The 17,341-nt window shown below is 71.9% G+C and carries 13 protein-coding genes; 6 read left to right on the forward strand and 7 right to left on the reverse strand.

Translation table 11 applies throughout. The features are described 5' to 3' along the window. Nucleotides 1–153: 153 nt before the first annotated feature. Nucleotides 154–606 carry an SRPBCC family protein gene (locus ACF062_RS19895; RefSeq protein WP_392139807.1) on the reverse strand — a complete coding sequence of 151 codons (453 nt, stop codon included), beginning with the start codon at nucleotides 604–606 and terminating at the stop codon, nucleotides 154–156. 226 nt (nucleotides 607–832) lie between these two features. On the opposite strand from ACF062_RS19895, the gene ACF062_RS19900 reads away from it, so the two are divergent. Continuing rightward, nucleotides 833–2,041 (forward strand): ABC transporter substrate-binding protein, encoded by a 1,209-nt coding sequence (locus ACF062_RS19900; protein ID WP_392139809.1) that lies wholly within the window; start codon nucleotides 833–835, stop codon nucleotides 2,039–2,041. An 84-nt stretch (nucleotides 2,042–2,125) separates the two neighbouring features. Here ACF062_RS19900 and ACF062_RS19905 read toward each other — a convergent pair whose 3' ends face one another. From ACF062_RS19905 to ACF062_RS19920, 4 genes are all read right to left on the reverse strand, one after another. Then, on the reverse strand, nucleotides 2,126–2,872 hold the full coding sequence (locus ACF062_RS19905; protein ID WP_392139811.1) for a DUF1838 family protein: 747 nt from the start codon (nucleotides 2,870–2,872) through the stop codon (nucleotides 2,126–2,128). Between the two features lie 75 nt (nucleotides 2,873–2,947). Continuing rightward, on the reverse strand, nucleotides 2,948–3,343 hold the full coding sequence (locus tag ACF062_RS19910; protein WP_392139813.1) for a hypothetical protein: 396 nt from the start codon (nucleotides 3,341–3,343) through the stop codon (nucleotides 2,948–2,950). 136 nt (nucleotides 3,344–3,479) lie between these two features. Then, nucleotides 3,480–4,037 (reverse strand): carboxymuconolactone decarboxylase family protein, encoded by a 558-nt coding sequence (locus tag ACF062_RS19915; RefSeq protein ID WP_392139815.1) that lies wholly within the window; start codon nucleotides 4,035–4,037, stop codon nucleotides 3,480–3,482. Between the two features lie 120 nt (nucleotides 4,038–4,157). Then, complete coding sequence (locus tag ACF062_RS19920) at nucleotides 4,158–5,612, reverse strand: CoA transferase (protein WP_320592298.1); 1,455 nt, start codon at nucleotides 5,610–5,612, stop codon at nucleotides 4,158–4,160. A gap of 174 nt (nucleotides 5,613–5,786) precedes the next feature. Between ACF062_RS19920 and ACF062_RS19925 the strand changes: the two genes are divergently transcribed. From ACF062_RS19925 to ACF062_RS19935, 3 genes are read left to right on the forward strand one after another with little or no spacing between them, the layout of a single operon-like run. Next, on the forward strand, nucleotides 5,787–6,050 hold the full coding sequence (locus ACF062_RS19925) for an acyl carrier protein (protein WP_392139817.1): 264 nt from the start codon (nucleotides 5,787–5,789) through the stop codon (nucleotides 6,048–6,050). A 27-nt stretch (nucleotides 6,051–6,077) separates the two neighbouring features. Next, nucleotides 6,078–10,673: a beta-ketoacyl synthase N-terminal-like domain-containing protein gene (locus ACF062_RS19930; RefSeq protein ID WP_392139819.1), complete on the forward strand. Its 4,596-nt coding sequence runs from the start codon at nucleotides 6,078–6,080 to the stop codon at nucleotides 10,671–10,673. 38 nt (nucleotides 10,674–10,711) lie between these two features. Then, on the forward strand, nucleotides 10,712–12,292 hold the full coding sequence (locus tag ACF062_RS19935) for a long-chain-fatty-acid--CoA ligase (RefSeq protein WP_392140251.1): 1,581 nt from the start codon (nucleotides 10,712–10,714) through the stop codon (nucleotides 12,290–12,292). Nucleotides 12,293–12,388: 96 nt separating this feature from the next. Here the strand turns inward: ACF062_RS19935 and ACF062_RS19940 are convergent, their stop codons facing one another. Further along, a complete protein-coding gene (locus ACF062_RS19940) occupies nucleotides 12,389–13,861 on the reverse strand; it encodes a flavin-containing monooxygenase (RefSeq protein ID WP_392139821.1) in 1,473 nt (490 codons plus the stop codon). Nucleotides 13,862–14,297: 436 nt separating this feature from the next. Next, nucleotides 14,298–15,167, reverse strand: a complete 870-nt coding sequence (locus ACF062_RS19945; protein ID WP_223772672.1) for an AfsR/SARP family transcriptional regulator — start codon at nucleotides 15,165–15,167, stop codon at nucleotides 14,298–14,300. A 385-nt stretch (nucleotides 15,168–15,552) separates the two neighbouring features. On the opposite strand from ACF062_RS19945, the gene ACF062_RS19950 reads away from it, so the two are divergent. Further along, a complete protein-coding gene (locus ACF062_RS19950) occupies nucleotides 15,553–16,566 on the forward strand; it encodes an LLM class flavin-dependent oxidoreductase (protein ID WP_392139823.1) in 1,014 nt (337 codons plus the stop codon). Further along, nucleotides 16,563–17,339: a thioesterase II family protein gene (locus ACF062_RS19955; protein ID WP_392139825.1), complete on the forward strand. Its 777-nt coding sequence runs from the start codon at nucleotides 16,563–16,565 to the stop codon at nucleotides 17,337–17,339. Before ACF062_RS19950 ends, ACF062_RS19955 begins: the two co-directional genes overlap by 4 nt. The last annotated feature ends 2 nt before the right edge of the window (nucleotides 17,340–17,341 follow it).

Below are 17,341 nucleotides of genomic sequence, written 5' to 3' on the forward strand. Positions count from 1 at the left end.
CGGTGGCCGGCGATGCGTCGGTGGTCCAAGGAAAGACGCCCCGCTTCCTGCGGGGAAATGCAGGTGCAAGGCCTGCCCGGCGCTCGACTGAGGGGCCCGTCCGCGTACAGCGCGGACGGGCCCCTCACATGTGCGGCCGACAGGCGCGGGCGGTCAGACCTGGCCGCGCCAGGCTCCGGTCTCCACACCGCCTCGCTGCTCGATGAACTTCTTGAACCGCCCGAGGTCACCGGCGACCTGACGCTTGACGAAGCCGAGCTTGTCCCCGACCGTCTCGGCCAGGCCCTCGGGTGCGTACTCCATTTGCAGCATGACCTTCGTACGCGCGTCGTCCAGGCGGTGGAAGGTGACGACGCCCGCCTGCCTGGCCTGCCCGTCGACCGTGGTCCATGCCACGCGCTCGTCCGGGATCTGCTCGGTGACCGTGGCGTCGAATTCCCGCTCCACACCGTCGATCTTCGTCACCCAGTGGGTGAGCGTGTCGGTGCGCTGTTCGATCCGCTGCACGCCTTCCATGAACTCGGGGAACGTCTCGAACTGGGTCCACTGGTTGTACGCCGTACGGACCGGCACGTCGACTTCGATGGATTCCTCGACCTTCGACACGGATGACACCTTTCCTCGTGGAACTCGCCCGGCCGCTTCTCCGCCGGGCCGGGGTGTGCGTCGTTTCCTCTCCCCGCGAGTGCCCAGGGCCCGCGCTTTCACTCCCGTCGCGCCCGATCGGCCACCGCGTCGGGGCACCGCCTCGCGTCACTCGTTCGGCCCTCTTGCGCTCGCCGATCGCTGGGGAGTGTCGGCTCGGACGGTTCGTACACAGCGAGGACACAGGATGAGCGACAGCGATATCAACGGCGGGCGAGAGCGGGTCCTCACAGTAGGGGTCGTCGTCGCCCGCACCGGACGGCTGACCAGCCTTGGCGACCCCTTGGACTTCGTCATGACCTTGCTGGAACCAGAACTGGCGGCGGCGGGCCCCCGCGGCTTCCGGATCCGGCTGGTGGGCCGGGACAGCCGTTCGTCCGCCGACGGCGCACGGCAGGCGGTGAAAGAACTCGTCCAGGACGAGAACGCCGCGATCATCGTGACCCTGGCCGGAACCCAGGTCCTGCCGGCCGTCGCGGACACCTGCGAGATCATCGGGGTGCCGTGCCTGTCGAGCACCTTTCCCTGGCAGGTCTACTACTACGGGCGAGGAGCGGACCCGGCGCGCCCCTTCGACTGGACGTACCACTTCTGCTGGGGGCTGGACGACATCGCCGAGACCTTCGCAGACCTGTGGGCACAGGCCGGCGGCGCAGGACGGCAGACGGTGGGCTGCCTGTGGAACGACGGCCCGCAGGGCGCCTGGTCACGCCACCCCCAGCACGGATTCGCGCCGGCCGCCCGCGCGCGGGGACACCGGCTGGTGGAGCCCGGGCCCTACCAGGAGCCGGCCGTGGACCTCGACCGGCACATCACCGCGTTCCGGGACGCCGGCGCCACCCTCGTCACCAGCGCGGCCACGGGCCAGGACCTGGCGCTCTTCCGCGCCCAGGCCGCCGAGAGCGGCTGGCAGCCCCGTCTGATCACCTGCTCACGATGGCTGGCCTACCCGCCGTCCCCCGCCGTCAGCGGCCGCCAGTCCGCCCAGGCCGACGTGGCCACCCTCGTGTACTGGACCCCGGCCCACCCCTACCGCTCGTCCCTCGACGGAACCACCGCGGCCCAACTCGCCGAGACGTACGAGCAGACGACAGGACGACAGTGGTCGCAGCCTCTCGGCCTCGCCCACGCCCTGTTCGAGGTCGCCGCGCACGCGCTGACGACCGCCGACGACCCCACCGACCGCCGGTCCGTGGCCGCCGCCCTGAGCCGCGGCCACCTGGACACCATCGCCGGCCCTCTCGACTGGACCAGCGGGCCCGTACCCAACGTCGCCACCGTGTCCCTGGCCGGCGGCCAGTGGCAGCCCGGCACCCGGCACGACTACGAACTCGTCGTCGTCACCTCCGGCAGGACGGAGGGCGTCCGCGTCAACGGTGACCTCAGGACGGCCTGAACCGGGGGCGGGTGACACAGTGTCCGACACCACAACGGCGCGCCCGCGAAGAAGGTGTACGACCGGGCCCAGCGCGCCCAGCGGCTACTTCGGCGGGTGGAGCTTGCGGAAGTACGTCCAGCTGGTCTCGTTCGGCTCGCTCCACTTCTCCGGTGCCCGGGCGAACTCCGGGTGGCGCCCGGCGACGTAGGCCCTGGTCCGCTCGGGCACCTCGGCGTACGAGCCGAGCTTGCGGCCCCGGCAGTGGAAGGTGAGGCCGCCGGGCCGCTGGCCGCGGGCCATCCACGGGAGCCACGGCGACATCCGGCTCCACGACATGGTGGCCGGCACGCTCGGCGCCGGGCCGGCCAGGTCGGCGCGCTCGGCGAAGAACTGGAAGAGCTCAAGGGCCTTGTACGTGTCACCGGCCGAGTGCACGGGATACTGCGCCACCGGCAGCGGCGAAGGATAGGCGAGCGGGATCTCCAGGCTGAAGCAGACCTGTCCGCCGAGCTCGGTCGTCGGGATCGGGAAGGGGCGCCACTTCTGGTTCGCCGGGTCGTTCCATATGTGCACCACGGGCAGGTCCCGCCAGGTCTCCAGGATCTCGCGGCTGGTGGGGTCCAGATAGAAGCCGGCCTCGCGGGTGAGCAGTTGGTAGGCATCGGGGCCGGCTTCGGCGTCCTGGACCAGACGCGCGACGTTCAGCCCTTCGAAGCCGAAGACGTGCTGGTAGGGCTCGTCGGGGGCCCAGGAGTACACGTCTCCGGACCACCAGTACGTGACCTCCTCCCCATCGAGCGAGGCGCGGGTGCGGGCGAAGGAGCGGAGCAGCTCCGAGGGTGTCGTCATACGGAGTACTCTGCGCGATCAGCGCCCGGCCGGGCGGCCCGCGCCCGGCAAGGGCCGAAAAGCGACGGCCCGGACTCAGGCGCGCACGAAGTCCGCCCGGCCGAGCATGTCGAACCGGCTGACGCGAGCGGGCGCCTGCCGGGAGTCGCACCGGGGGACGAGGTCGGCCAGGCGCCTGCCGTTGTCGGCGAACGAGAGGCGGGCGCGCCAGTCGTCGTTCGCGTACTCGACCACCCGGAACGTGAAGGCGCGTACCTCTCCGCTGCGTGAGGTGAGGGTGGCCGTGCCGTTCTTCCGGAACTCGAAGGTGCCGCGCTGCGTCGCGTGCTTGTAGGTGCCGACCCAGGCGGCCTTGTGGCTTCCGCACTGCGCGGCCCTGGGGGCCGCCTGTGCCCGGTCCACAGCGGTGGCCGGCACCGCGGCCGCGAATGCCGACAGAACGGCGCAGGCGCTTACGAGAGTGCGACGCATGAGGATTTCCTTCGGAAGAGGCCGACGAGAGGGGCCCGGCCGGGATACTGACGGCAAGTCAGAGTACTACGCAAAGTCATTGGCTCGTCACTTCACGTATCGGCCCGGTCGGCGGCCGTCGTTTCGCCGCCCCGGATCAGTGGCTGTGCATCGTCTGTGCCATGCGCACCAGCTCGTCGGTCTCCGGTGCGTCGATCTCGACGTCCAGGACGGTGCAGACGCGGGCCAACAGGTAGTAGAAACCCGCCAGGACGAGGGTCTCGACGATCTGTTCCTCCGTGTAGTGGGCGGCCACGGCCGCGTGGCGGGCGTCGTCCACTAGGGGGGAGGCGGCCGCGGCCGCGGCGAAACCCAGGAGCGCCTGCTGGGCCGGGGTGAAGACCTCGGCGTCGTACCGCCTGTGGCGCACGGCCTCGCGCTGTGCGTCCGTGACGCCCACGGCACGGGAGATGGGGACGTGCTGTGCCCACTCGTACTCGGCCTCGAAGACGGTGGCGTAAGTGAGGATGAGCAGTTCGCGGTCCGTCGCGCTGAGGCTGGCGTCGGCGAAGAGCGCGGCGCCTAGGCGGGCTATCTGCGTGACGGACCGGGGCGCGTGACCGAGCATCCGGTACACGTTGATGATGCGTCCCTGGCTGAGAGAGCGCAGGGCTTCGGGCAGGGCCTCGGTGTCGAGGCAGGGGATGCGGGACATGTGAGGGCTCCTTGGCCGGGGTCGACGGGGGTGCGGGGTCGGCGCGGGGTGGGTGAGGCATGGACGGGCTGGGCGGGGACGGGGGGCGAGGAGGGGTGTGGCGGTCGCGGGCGCGGGGTGTCAGGCCGCCCGGTCGTCGTACCAGCGCGGCTGGGATGAGCCGCGGGGTACCAGGAGTTGGCCGCGCCAGGCAGGCGGGGTCTCGCTCAGGCTGACCGGCGGGGCGACCAGGGACAGGTCACCGAGCGGGGTGGTCCGGGTGAGGCGGCGGGGCGGCGGCAGCGGAGTCGGGGGCAGCAGCCGCTCGGACTCCGTGCGCGTGAAGGTACCCAGCTGCCAGGCCCAGTTGGCGACACCGGCAAGGGAGACCCGGACCCGGTAGCTGCCGCCTTCGCGGGCGCGGCGCAGCACCGCGCTCATCACGCCGGCGGCGGCGAGATAGGCGGCCAGGTAGTCGTTGAGCATGCGGCCGGGCGGCAGTTGGGGGCGTCCGTCCTGCCGTTCGCTCCAGTTGACGCCGGTCAGCGCCTGGGCGTGCTGGTCGAAGCCGCCGCGGTCCTGCCAGGGTCCGCTGTGGCCGTAGCAGCGTACGGATACGTGGATGATGCCCGGGGAGATCTCGGCGCACTCCTCGGGGGTCAGACCGAGCCGGGCCATCTTGGCGGGCCGGTGGTTGTGCACGAAGACGTCCGCGCCACGCAGCAGTTCGTCGAAGGCGCGGCGGCCGTCGCCGCCGGCGTCAAGGGCGAGCCGCGCCGAGCGCAGCCCGACGCCCGTCTCGTTCCAGCACAGGTCGTGGTCGAAGGCGTTCGGCTCGCACACGTGCAGGACGTCGGCGCCCTGTTCGGCGAGGACCCGGCCGGCCGCGGTGCCCGCGAAGACATGGGTGAACTGCAAGGAACGCAGACCGGACAGCGGCTGGTCACCGGCCGGCAGTGGACGCGGCGGGGCGTCGCCCACCCGCTCGACGGCCACTAGGGGTTCGCTGAGAACCGCCCGGCCCTGGGGGTGCGCGAGGAACTCCTCCCTGCTGCGGACGATCGCCAGGGGCACCCCACGAGCGGCCGCCTCCTCCTCCAGCTCCCAGGAGACCCGGCCCGCGATGGCCGCGCCGATGTGCTCGCGGGTGTGCGCGGTGCCGAGCAGGTCGAGGAAGGTGTCGCGGGTGTGCGGGTAGCAGGCGATCGGGATCGCCCAGCGGTCGTCCGCGGTGCGGTACAGGTCCCACAGGGCGGGGGCGGGGGCGCCGTCGAGGCCGAGGACGCTGCCCATGTTCGAGCCGTAGCCGTTCAGGGTGTTGCCGCCGCCTAGGTAGGGCGTGAGCTGGTGCAGCGCCTGCCCGAGGTCCAGGCCAAGGCGCTGGCGACGCCCTGTCGCGGCCTGCCAGATCTGTGCGGCGCCGACGGCGGAGGACAGCAGGGCTATGCCCATGGCCGAGCCCAGCCGGATCGTGGACGGCACCAGTGGGTCCTGTCCGCGCACGACGAGGTCGCTGACCGCGTCATGGCGCGAGAGGCCCAGCGTCTTGAGTGTCCTGTCTAATTCATCGACCAGATCGAATTCATTTTCGTTCATGCCGGAAACATAACACCGATTCGGCGTGGATAAACCAACCCGCAGAGATGCGTCGGCCGTCATCGGGAGTCATCAGTCGGCTATCAGGCCACTATCAGGAACGGCTGTTTCGATTTCGGTCAGCAGTCGATTCGCAGAGAGGCGGTGACGTGGGTGTCGCATGATTTTCCCGCCATGGAGGAGCTGAGGCTCCTGCCGGAGCACGAGCGTCGGGAGCTCGTGGAGACCTTGGTCGTGGGGGAGTTCAGAAGCGCTCTCTTCATGACCCCGCAGGACGAGTTCCCCCTGGACACGGGCTTCCTCGACCTGGGGATGACCTCGCTGAGACTGAGTGAGGTGAAGCTTTCCCTGGAGAAGAAACTGGAGTGCGAGATTTCGACGGCCGCTCTTTTCGGTCACCCGACCGCCGGTCAGTTGATAGACCACCTCTGCGCGTGAACCACACTTCCTGACCGGAGGGAATAAATGTCGGACGCATTGAACCCGACGGCGGCCGAGCTGGCTGCCGTACTCGCCGATCTGCGACGGAAGGAGGAAGCGCTCGCCGCACTCGAACGCGAGAAATACGAACCCATAGCCATCGTCGGCATGGGGCTGCGTATTCCGGGCGGGAACAATGACGCCGACACGTTCGCGCAATTCCTGCGCGAGGGACGCTCGGGCATCGGGCCCCTGCCGGCCGGTGAGCGTCGCCAGATGGCCCCGGACGGGTCTGCCCCGGACGGGTCTGCCCTGGAGGGGGAGAACTCCGGCGGCGGAGGCGGCGGAGGCGGCGGAGAGGACGGCGGCGACTGGCCGCGCGGCGGCTTCCTGCGCGACGTCGACCGCTTCGACGCCGCCTTCTTCTCGGTCTCGCCCAAAGAGGCCCCCTACATCGACCCGCAGCAGCGGCTGGCCCTCCAGACGGCCTGGGAGGCGCTGGAGCACGCGGGCATCGATCCCACCTCGCTGCGGCACGGCGACACCGGCGTGTTCATGGGCGTCACCACGCTCGACTACATCTTCGAGTCCACCGACCTCGCCCCCGCCGACGTCGACGGCTACCTCGCGCCCGGACTCACCCACAGCGCGGTCTCGGGCCGCCTGTCGTACTTCCTCGGGCTGCGCGGACCGTGCATGACCGTCGACACCACCTGCTCCTCGTCGCTGACCGCCACCCACCTGGCCGTGCAGGCCCTGCGCGGCGGCGAGTGCGGGGTCGCGCTCAGCGGGGGTGTCAACGTCATCCACAACGCGCACAACCACACCATCCTGTCCCTGGGCGGCGTGCTCTCCGCCGACGGGCAGTGCAAGACCTTCGACGAGCGGGCCGACGGCTACGCCCGCGCCGAGGGCTGCGGCGTACTCGTCCTCAAGCGGCTGTCCGACGCACGGCGGGACGGCGACACCGTCCACGCCCTGATCCGCGGCTCCGCGGTCGGCCAGGACGGCGAGAGCGCGGGCCTCGTGGCCCCCAACGGCGCCGCCCAGGAACAGGTGATGCGCTCCGCCCTGGCCCGCTGCCGCCTCGAACCAGGAGACATCCAGTACGTGGAGGCGCACGGCACCGGCACCGCGCTCGGCGACCCCACCGAGATGGACGCGATCAGCGACGTGTTCGCCCTCTCGCACACCAGCGCCCGGCCCGTGGTGGTGGGGTCGCTGAAGACGAACATCGGTCACATGGAAGGCGCGGCCGGTGTCGGCTCGATCATCAAGGCGGCGCTCCAACTGCGGGAGCGCACGGTCTTCCCGCACCTGAACCTCGTCACCCCCTCCCGGCGCATCGCCTGGGACGACGCGCCCGTCACCGTCCCGACCGAGTGCCGCCCCTGGCCCGGCACGGGCACCGGGCGCGCCATGGTGAACGGATTCGGGGTGACGGGCACGATCGCCTCCGTCGTCCTGGAGGAGGCGCCGGCCGAGACCGGCGGGGACGACGGCGCGGCAGATGCCGACGGGCGCCCCAGCGCCGTACTCACCCTGTCCGCCAAGAGCCGCACCTCGCTGCGGCGGCTCGCCGAGCGCTACCTCGACCACCTGGACCGGCACCCCGACACCCCGCTCGCCGATCTGTGCCGGACCTCCAACACCGGGCGCGCGCACTTCCGTTACCGGATCGCCGAGGTGGTGGGCGACCGGGACGACGCGGTCCGGGCGCTGGGCAGGCGCGCCGCCTCGCTGGCGGCCGGCACCACCCGCGGCGGCGGCTCGGCGAGCGTCCCTAAGGTGGCGTTCCTCTTCTCCGGCACGGGCACGCAGTACCCCGGCATGGGCGCCGCGCTCCACCGCCAGTACCCGGTCTTCCGCGCCGCCCTCGACGAGTGCGACGGCATCCTGACCCCGCTGCTCGGCGTGCCCCTCGGCGAGCTGGTCCGCGGCGAGTGCGAGGCGCCCGAGCGCGTCCACGAACCCCGGTATCTCCAGCCCGCGCTGTTCAGCCTCGAATACGCGATGGCCCGGCTGTGGCTGTCCTGGGGTGTGCGCCCCTCGGTGCTGATGGGCCACAGCCTGGGCGAGTTCGCCGCGGCCGCGGTGGCCGGTCTCTTCTCGCTCGAAGACGGGGCCCGGCTGGTGGCCGCCCGCGGACGGCTGAGCGAGGCGCTGCGCGACAAGGGCGGCATGGCGGCGGTCGGCGCACCGGCCACCGAAGTCGCCCCGCTCATCGAGCGTTACCCCGACCTGTCGATCGGCGCCGTCAACGGCCCCGGCCAGTGCCTGCTCACCGGCGGCGACGCGTCGCTGGCCGACGCGGGCCGCCGCCTGACCGAACGCGGCATCAAGGTCACCCCGCTGCGGGGTGCGGTGCCCTACCACTCGCCGCTGATGACCGAGATCGTCGACGAGTTCCGCGAGGTGCTCGACACCGTCGAGTTCCGCACGCCGACCATGGCCGTCGTATCCAATGTGACCGGACGCGTGGCGCGCGGACGGCAGATGGCGGACCCGGAGTACTGGATCCGGCATCTGCTCGAACCCGTGCGGTTCGAGGCCGGTGTGCAGGCGGTCGACCAGCGCGGGCGCCACGTCTTCGTCGAGCTCGGCCCCTCGGCCGCCCTCACCGCGCTGGCCAGGACGTCGGCCGGTGAGGCCGACCACGTCTGGCTGAGCAGCACCTTCCGCGACGACCACGACGGCGACATGATCCGCCGGTCCCTGGCCAAGGCGTACGAGGCGGGCGTACCGGTCTCCTGGGCCGGCTACCACGAGGGCGCGCCGCAGCGCCGGATCCCCCTGCCGTCGTACACCTTCGACGGCAAGCGGTACTGGCTGCCCACCCCGCAGCGCCGGGCCGCCGAGGCCGCCTGGCAGGCGGAGCGGACCCCCGAGGGCGAACGGGGCGCGAGCGGTGGCCTGTTCTACGAGCAGCACTGGATCTCCCAGGCCCTGCCCGACACCCGACGCGAAGGGCGGCGCGTGCTCGTCGTGGGGGACACGGCACGGCTGCCGCGCGGGCTCACCGAGACGGCCGCCTTTGAAGGTGTCGCGCTCGCCGTCGCCGCCGACCCGGCAGCCCTGGCCGACGCGCTGGACGGCGAACCGCCCACCGACGTGTGCTGGCTGTGGCGTACCGGCACGGCCGAGCGGGGCACGGAAAGCGGTGCGGCACGGCTGCGTGCCGAATGCGAGGCCAATTACCGGGAGTTGCTCGCCGTACTGGACACCCTGGCCCGCAAGGGCTTCGGCCGTGGCCAGCGGCTGTGGCTGGTCAGCGAGGGCGCGCAGCACCTGCCCGGAGACAAGGGCACCGAACCGGCACCCGCCGCCACCCTGTGGGGCTTCGGCCGGGCCCTCGCCATGGAGTACCCGGGATACCGGGCGACCCTCGTGGACCTGCAACCCGGCACCGGCAGCGGCACCGACGGCGCCGCCGGGCTGGTGGGGGAGTGGCTGGCCGCCGGAGAGAGCGAACCGGAGATCGTCCACCGCGACGGCGAGCGCTGGGTACGCCGACTACGCACGGCCGACCCCGTGCCCGCGGACTCCCGACCCCTCACCGTCCGCCCTGACCGCACCTACGTGGTGGCAGGCGCCACCGGCATGGTCGGCCGGGCTCTCGCGCGCTGCCTCGCCGCCCTGGGCGCCCGCCACTTGGTGCTGCTGAGCCGCACCGGCGGCCCGGCCCCCGCCCTCGGGGACGGCGTCACGGCGAGTGTCCACGCCTGCGACCTCGGCTCCGAGCGGGACGTGACCCGCGTCCTGGCCGAACTCGCCGACACCGCGCCCCCGGTGGGCGGCGTGATCCACGCCGCGCAGGAGGCCGCGCGGGACCTGCCGCTTGCCGAACTGACCTGGGAGAGCCTGGACGCCGTCTTCCGGACGAAGGTCTACGGCGCCTGGCTGCTGCACGAGGCGACCGCCCACCTGCCGGAGCTCGACTTCTTCCTCGGCTGCTCCACGGCCGGCGCCCTGCTCGGCGCCGCCACCCAGACCGGCGCCGGAGCGGGCAACGCCTTCCTCGACCACCTGATGGCACAGCGCGCCGGCGCGGGCCTGCCCGCAACCGCCGTCAACTGGGGGCCCTGGGCGCCCCGGCAGCCAGGACGGCAGCTCAGCTCCTCCCTGATCCGCAGCTGGGAGGGCCAGGGCATCACGCTCCTGGACGAGGACGAGGCCACCGGCGCACTGCCCCAACTCCTGGACGCCGGGCGCACCCACATCCTCATGGGCCACTGCGACTGGCACCGCTTCGTGGCCCGCAGGGCGCCGAGCGCGCTCTTCGCGGAGCTGGTCGCCGGCCCCGCCACGGACGGGGCACGGACCGACATCGGCGCGCTGACCGACACCTCCGGAGCCACCCGCTCGGCCAGGATCAACGCGATCGTACGCACCCGGCTCGCGGACGTCCTGCGCTTCGAGTCGGCCGACGACCTCGAACCCGACGCCGAACTGGCCGCCCTCGGCATGGACTCGCTCAACGCGGTCGAGATCCGCAGCTCGCTGGAGGCCGCCTTCAGGGTCACGCTGCCCGCCTCCGTCACCTTCGACCGGCCCAGCGTTGACCTCCTCACCGAATACATCGAACAGCTGCTGTCCGGGGCCGAGGCACCGGCGCACGAGGCAGGAACGGGAGCACCCTGATGACCGACGGAACCCGGACGACCAACGGCGGAACCCCGATGACCACGTCACCGCGATCGCGGACCCTTCAGGAAGTGATCGCACGGCAGGCCGCACTCCGGCCGGACCAGCCCGCCGTCGTCTGCTCCGGCCGGACGCTCACCTACCGGGAGCTGGACCGGGAGAGCGAGCGCACGGCCCGGGTGCTGCGCGCGTCCGGCGTCGGACCCGGCTCCCGCGTGGGCTACCTCGGCAAAGAGGCCGTGGAGTACTGGGAGCTGGCCTTCGCCTGCGCCCGGACGGGCGCGGTCCTCGTCCCCGTCAACTGGCGCCTGACCGCGCAGGAGGTGGACCACATCCTGCGCGACTCCACCACGGAGATGCTCCTGGTGGACGAGGAACACCTGCCCGTGGCCGCCCAAGTGCGCAAGGGGCTGTCCACCTTGCGGACCGTGCTGTGCCTGGACGCCGACGCCGCCGACGCCGAGTCCCTGGCCGCCCGCAAGAACGCGCTGTCGGCCAGGGCCGCCCCGGAGGCGCCCGGGAGCGGGGCGGACGACGACACGAACAGCCCCGTCGTGCAGATCTACACCAGCGGCACCAGCGGTCTGCCCAAGGGCGTCGTCCTCGCCCACCGCAGTTTCTTCAACGTCGCCGAGGCGATGGAGGACCACGGCCTCGACTGGCTCGACTGGCGGCCCGGCGACCGCAGCCTGATCGGCCTGCCCGGCTTCCACATCGGCGGCCTCTCCTATGGCATGCAGGCGTTCAACGCCGGCGCCACGGTGGTCTCCCTGCCCGCCTTCATCAGCTCCGACGCGGTACGGGTCGTCGAGGAGGAGCGGGTCACCACCGCCATCGTGGCCCCGGCCATGCTGGAACTGATGCTCGCCGAACCGGCCGCGGCCCGGGGCGCCCTCGCCTCCCTGCGCAAGGTGGTCTACGGCGGCTCCCCGATCGGCGAGGAGCTGCTGGGCCGGGCGATCGCCGTCCTGGACTGCGACTTCCTCCAGATCTACGGCAGCAGTGAGACCGGCAACTTCGCCGTCTGCCTGCCGCCCGCCGACCACGTCCCCGGCAGCCCCCTGCTGCGCGCCGCCGGCCGGCCGTACCCGGGTATCGAGGTGCGCGTCGAGGACCCCGAGGGCAACGAACTGCCGACCGGAGCGATCGGGGAGATCTGCGTGCGCACCCCTGCCCGGATGCTCGGCTACTGGCGGCTGCCCGAGGCCACCGAGCGCACCGTGGTCGACGGCTGGGTGCACATGGGGGACGCCGGCTACCTCGACGAGGACGGGTATGTCCACGTCCGTGACCGGGTCAACGACATGATCATCGTGGCGGGGGAGAACGTCTACCCGGCCGAGATCGAGGACGCCCTCGCACGGCACCCCGCCGTGGCCGGTGCCGCCGTGGTGGGTCTGCCGCACGAGCGGTGGGGGGAGTCCGTGCACGCCCGGGTGGTCCTGGCGGCGGGGCAGCAGGCCGGGGCCAGGGACCTGCTGCTGTTCCTGCGCGGCCGCCTCGCGGACTTCAAGATGCCCACGTCGTACGACTTCGCCGAGGCGCTGCCCCGCAACCCCAGCGGCAAGGTCCTGCGGCGCGCGGTGCGCGACGAACTCGCCGCCGCGAAGGGCTGACCGGCTCACGTAGGACATGGCGCGCATGGCGGTGGCCCGCCCCCTCGCCGAGGGGACGGGCCACCGCCATGCGCGGCCTCCGCGGCCGCAGGGGACTTATCCCTCGTAGGCTTCGTAGCCCTCGTAGTCCTGCGGAGCGAAGACCGCGGTGCGCTCCCGGTAACTCTCGATGCTGGAGGGCCAGTTGTTGACCACGCGGCCCTCGCTCGTCGTGTACCAGCTCCCACAGCCGGCGGCGAAGGCCGTGCCCGCCAGGTCCCGCTGGAGCTCCTCGTTGTAGCGCCGCTGCACCTGCGCGGCGACGTCCAGGGTGCGGTCCTGGCCGCCGTCCAGGGCTCCGAGCGCCTGGAGCACGTAGTCGATCTGGCACTCCACCATGAACAGGATCGAGTGATGGCCCAGGTTGGTGTTCGGGCCGTAGAGCATGAACATGTTGGGGAAGCCGCTGACCGCCACGCCGAGATACGCCTCGGGCCCCTCCTTCCACGCCTCGCGCAGCGTCAGCAGGTTCCGCCCGACGATCTCCACGCCGCCGGTGCGGTCGAGCGGCTGGAAGCCGGTGGCGTGCACGATCACGTCGACGTCGTGCCGCCGTCCGTCCGTGGTCCGGACGCCCTCCGGTTCGATCCCGGCGATGGGCTCCGTCACCAGCTCGACGTTGTCGCGGGACAGCGCCGGGTAATAGTCGTCGCTGATCAGCACCCGCTTGCAGCCGAAGGCGTAGTCGGGGGCCAGCCGATCGCGGAGCCCGTCGTCGGCGACCTGCGCGGCCAGGTGCTCGCCCGCCACCCGCTGGAACTCGTCCCGCACCGGATTGCCGTCGTCGCGCAGGCCGGCGGCCCAGCCGTCGCGCTCGCGGTACATGTCCTCGCGCAGAGCGGCGTAGCGGTGCGGTTCGGCGAGCAGCGCGGCACGCTCGTCGTCCGCCAGCGCCCGGTCCCGGCGCGGGAGCAGGTAGTTGGCGGACCGCTGGAACACCGTGAGGCGCTCGGCGGCCTCCGCGATGGCGGGCACCAACTGGACGGCGCTGGCCGCGCTGCCGATACAGGCGACCCGCTTGCCCGTCACCTCCAGGTCGTGGGGCCAGCGTGCCGTGTGCACCTGTGTCCCGGTGAAGCGGTCCGCGCCCTCGACCCGCGCCCACGCCGGCCGGTCGAGCTGCCCCCACGCCGTGATCAGCACGCGGGCCCGCAGCCGCTCACCGCGCGAGGTGCCCAGCAGCCAGCGGCCGGCCTCGTCCGACCACGTGGCCTGGGTGACTTCCACGCCGAAGCGGATGTGCTCGTCCAACCGGTGGCTCCTGGCGAACCGTTCGAGGTTGCGCAGGATCTCCGGCTGCCCGGCGTAGGTACGGCTCCAGTCGGGCTGCTCGCCGAAGGAGTACCAGTACAGGTGGGACTGCACGTCGCAGGCCGCGCCCGGGTACGTGTTGTCGCGCCAGGTCCCGCCGATCGAGTCGGCCTTCTCCAGCACCGTGAACGCGTTCCGCCCCGCCTCCTTGAGACGGGCGGCCATGCCGAGGCCCGACATCCCGGCGCCGATGATGACGACCTCAAAGTCCTCGTCCATAGTCGTTCGCCTTTCCCTCACAGTTGCTCTTCTGCTGTTGTCGCCCCACCCTGGCCAGCGGTGCTGATCGACGGCTGAAGAGCGGCTGATGGACGGCGGAGGTCGTGCGGAGAGGAATACGACACAGATGTCGACCAGGGCGTGAGGCAGGGATAACGCGCAGGGCGGGCAGCAATAAACGCCTTCAGTGCGTTTGCTGGAGAAAAGGTGACGAGAAAAGGTGGCGGAAAAAATCCTTCTCGTCCTGCCTTTGTTCTCGGGTCCGACTTCCTGCGTGGGAGTTTGTCCTTGGAATATTCTGACGCGGCGCGCTGACGCGCGGCTGACACGGCACAGGAAGCTGACACGGCATAGGAAGAGGCTGCGGCGGTACGCCCCCGGTGGTTTCCGGGCGTACCGCCGCAGCCTCGTGGTGCGGCGCGGCTCCTGGCCGTCTCTACGCCGGCACGGCCGCGTCCAGCGAAGGGGCCTGGTTGAGGATCTCCCGCAGCCGCTCGCGCAGCCTCAGCGAGGGCTCCACACCCAGCTCGTTCGAGAGCCTGTGCCGCGTGCTGTTGTACGTCTCCACCGCCTCGGCCTGCCGCCCGGTCCGGTACAGGGCCAGCATGAGCATCTCGGTGAGGCGCTCCCGCCAGGGGTGGATGGTGCGCATGCGTTTCAGCTCGCTGATGGTGTTCACCGGGTCCGCCAGCTGTATCTCCAGCCAGAGCTTGTCCTCGACGGCGGACAGCTGCTCCTCCTCCAGCGCCAGCGCCACGCTCTGCGACATCGGCCCCCGGGCGACGTCCTGGAAGGGCGCGCCGCGCCACAGGGCCAGCGCCTCGTCGAGCAGCCGGCGTGCCTGGGCGGGACTGTCCCGCGTGCAGGTGCGGGCCCGGGCGGTCAGCCGGCGGAAGGCCGCCGCGTCGGTCTCGGCGCCGCCCAGGTGCAGGACGTACCCCGACGAGCGTGTGAGCAGCTCGGGCGCCGGCGCGTCCGGGCCCGCCGCCTGCTGCAAGGTCCGGCGTAACCGGTACACGTGCGCCTGAAGCGAGTTCTCGAAGGTGGGCGGCGGGTTCTCCCCCCACAGTTCGTCGTACAGCTGCTCGGCGGAGAGCGGGCGGCCGGGGGTCACGAGCAGCGCCGCCAGCAGGGTGCGCTGCCGGTTCCCGCCGACGGTGTGGGCGCGGCCGCCCGCGCGCACTTCCAGGGGGCCCAGAAACGCGAAGACGGGACCGGTCCCGGAAGCGGCCGGTGCCTCGGGCTCGGACGGCTGCCGCCGGCCGTTCTTCCGGCGCGCATCCTCGAACTGTGAATAGGCGATCATTTTTCCTCCTGCTGGCGCGGTTCCTTTAATTGACTACGGCATCCTTCTCGGCCGCAAGTGCCCATGGGTGGCGGGCGTCGCTTCCACGCCAATGCGTGTTCCTGGTGGCAAAGCTGAATTCCTGGCGGTGATGTCGGGGTGGATGGGTGCATATCGGACGGCAAATGTGCGCGTTTCCTATCTCTGCGCACGGGTCATTCGGTTCCACTCATGGCTGGTTCGGTTGCGGTATCAACTGTTTTTCAATAACCCGGCGGGCTGCCACCCTCCTTTCATCGGACGATCAGGAACCTGTCAGGCGCGAGTGCTTGCATCGCAGAACCCCTGGAAACCCGAGAACCCGAGAAGCCCGAGAACCTGAGAAACCCGAGAGAGAAGGTGTGCGATGGGGGCTGCCCGTCAGCCGCTCCGCGTGGGCGTCCTGTTACCGACCCGGGAGCAGGCGATCCTCGGCGAGTACAGCGTGTCGGCCCTGCTGGACTTCGCGCGACGGGCCGAGCGGCTCGGCTTCGACTCCTTGTGGACGGGCGACTCGCTCACCGCGCGCCCCCGGCTCGACCCCCTCGTGGTGCTGTCCGCCGTGGGCACGGTGACCCGGCGGCTGCTCCTCGGCACCGCCACCCTCACCCCGGCGCTGCGCCACCCGCTCGTCGCCGCGAGCATGGTCAGCAGCCTGGACCACGTGAGCTCCGGCCGGCTCGTCCTCGGGGTGGGATCCGGTTTCCCGGGGCCGGAGACCGACGAGGAACTGGCCGCCGTGGGCGCCCCAACGGCCGACCGGGGCGACCCCGCCGACCGGGCCCACCAGCTGGACGAGACCACGGCGCTGTGGCGGACGGCCTGGAGCAGCACCCGGCCCGGCGCGCCGAACCGCTTCGCGGGCCGACACTGGCAGGCGGCGGGCCTGGACCGGCTGGTCCGCCCCGCGGCGCCCGACGGACCGCCGCTGTGGCTCGCCGCCGACGCCACCGCTCCGGTGCTCGAACGGACGGCCCGCCTCTACGACGGCTGGCTGCCGTTCCTCGCCTCGGCCGAGGCCTACGGCCGTGCCCGGCGCCGCCTGGAGGACCTGTGCCGGCGTGCCGGACGCCAGGCCGGGGCGGTGACCCCGGCCCTGTGCCTGACGGTCACGGTCGGTCCGGACGAGCGACGGGCCAGGGTCGAGCTGGACGACTACCTGGAGCACTGCCACGGCCGCGGCCTGGGGGAGATGTCGGCGACCCGGGCCTGCGCCTGGGGGCCGAGCGAGTACTGCGCGCAACGCCTCGCCGACTATGTGCGCGCGGGCGCCCGCCACATCGTGCTCCGCATCGGATCACTGCGACCGGAGACACACCTGCGGGAGATCGCGGACGTACTCGTGTCCAAGGCCCGCCAGACGGATCAGGAGAGCGCATGACGACCACCGGCAGCACCCGACGGGCCCGCTGGTTCACCACCGCCGGGGCGGACCCGAACGCCGACCACCAGGTGTTCCTGTTACCGCACGCCGGCGGCACGGCCCCCGCCTACCAGGCCTGGGCCGCCACCCTGCCCTCCACCATGGAGGTGCGCACGCTCCAGTTGCCCGGACGTCAGGAGCGGCTGGCCGAGGAGCCGTTCAGCGACGTGGAACCGCTGCTGGACGCGCTCCTGGAGGCGTTCGAGGCCGAACTCGACGGGCGGCCCTACGTGCTCTTCGGCCACAGCTTCGGAGGGCTGCTCGCCTACCGGCTGTCCGTGGCCGCCGTGTGGAACGGCCTGCCGGCGCCCGCGCTCCTCGCCGTCTCCGCCTGGGCCCCCGGGCTGGCACCGGCCGCCGAACTGGCCCAGGTCTCCGGCATGTCGGACGACGAACTCCTCGCCCGCGTGGCGCAGCTCGGCCTGATGTCGGAGGGCACGTCACTCGACCCGGCCACCCTGGCCTCGATCATGCCCGCGCTGCGCGGCGACTTCCTGGCCGCCGGGAGTCTGCGCGAGGACGGCGAACCGGCGCCCTGCCCGGTCGCCGCGTACTGCGGCGCCGCCGACCCGATCGCGCCGCCCTCCGGCATGGCCACCTGGGAGGACCACTGCGCGGACTTCCTCGGCACGGCCCAGTTCCCCGGCGGCCACTTCTACCTCTTCGAGCACGCCGCTGCGGTCCAGCACAGCCTCAACCGCCACCTGCGCCGACTCGCCGCGCGCCGCTGAGT

This window comes from Streptomyces sp. NPDC015345 (assembly GCF_043078805.1).
Taxonomy (GTDB): Bacteria; Actinomycetota; Actinomycetes; order Streptomycetales; family Streptomycetaceae; genus Streptomyces.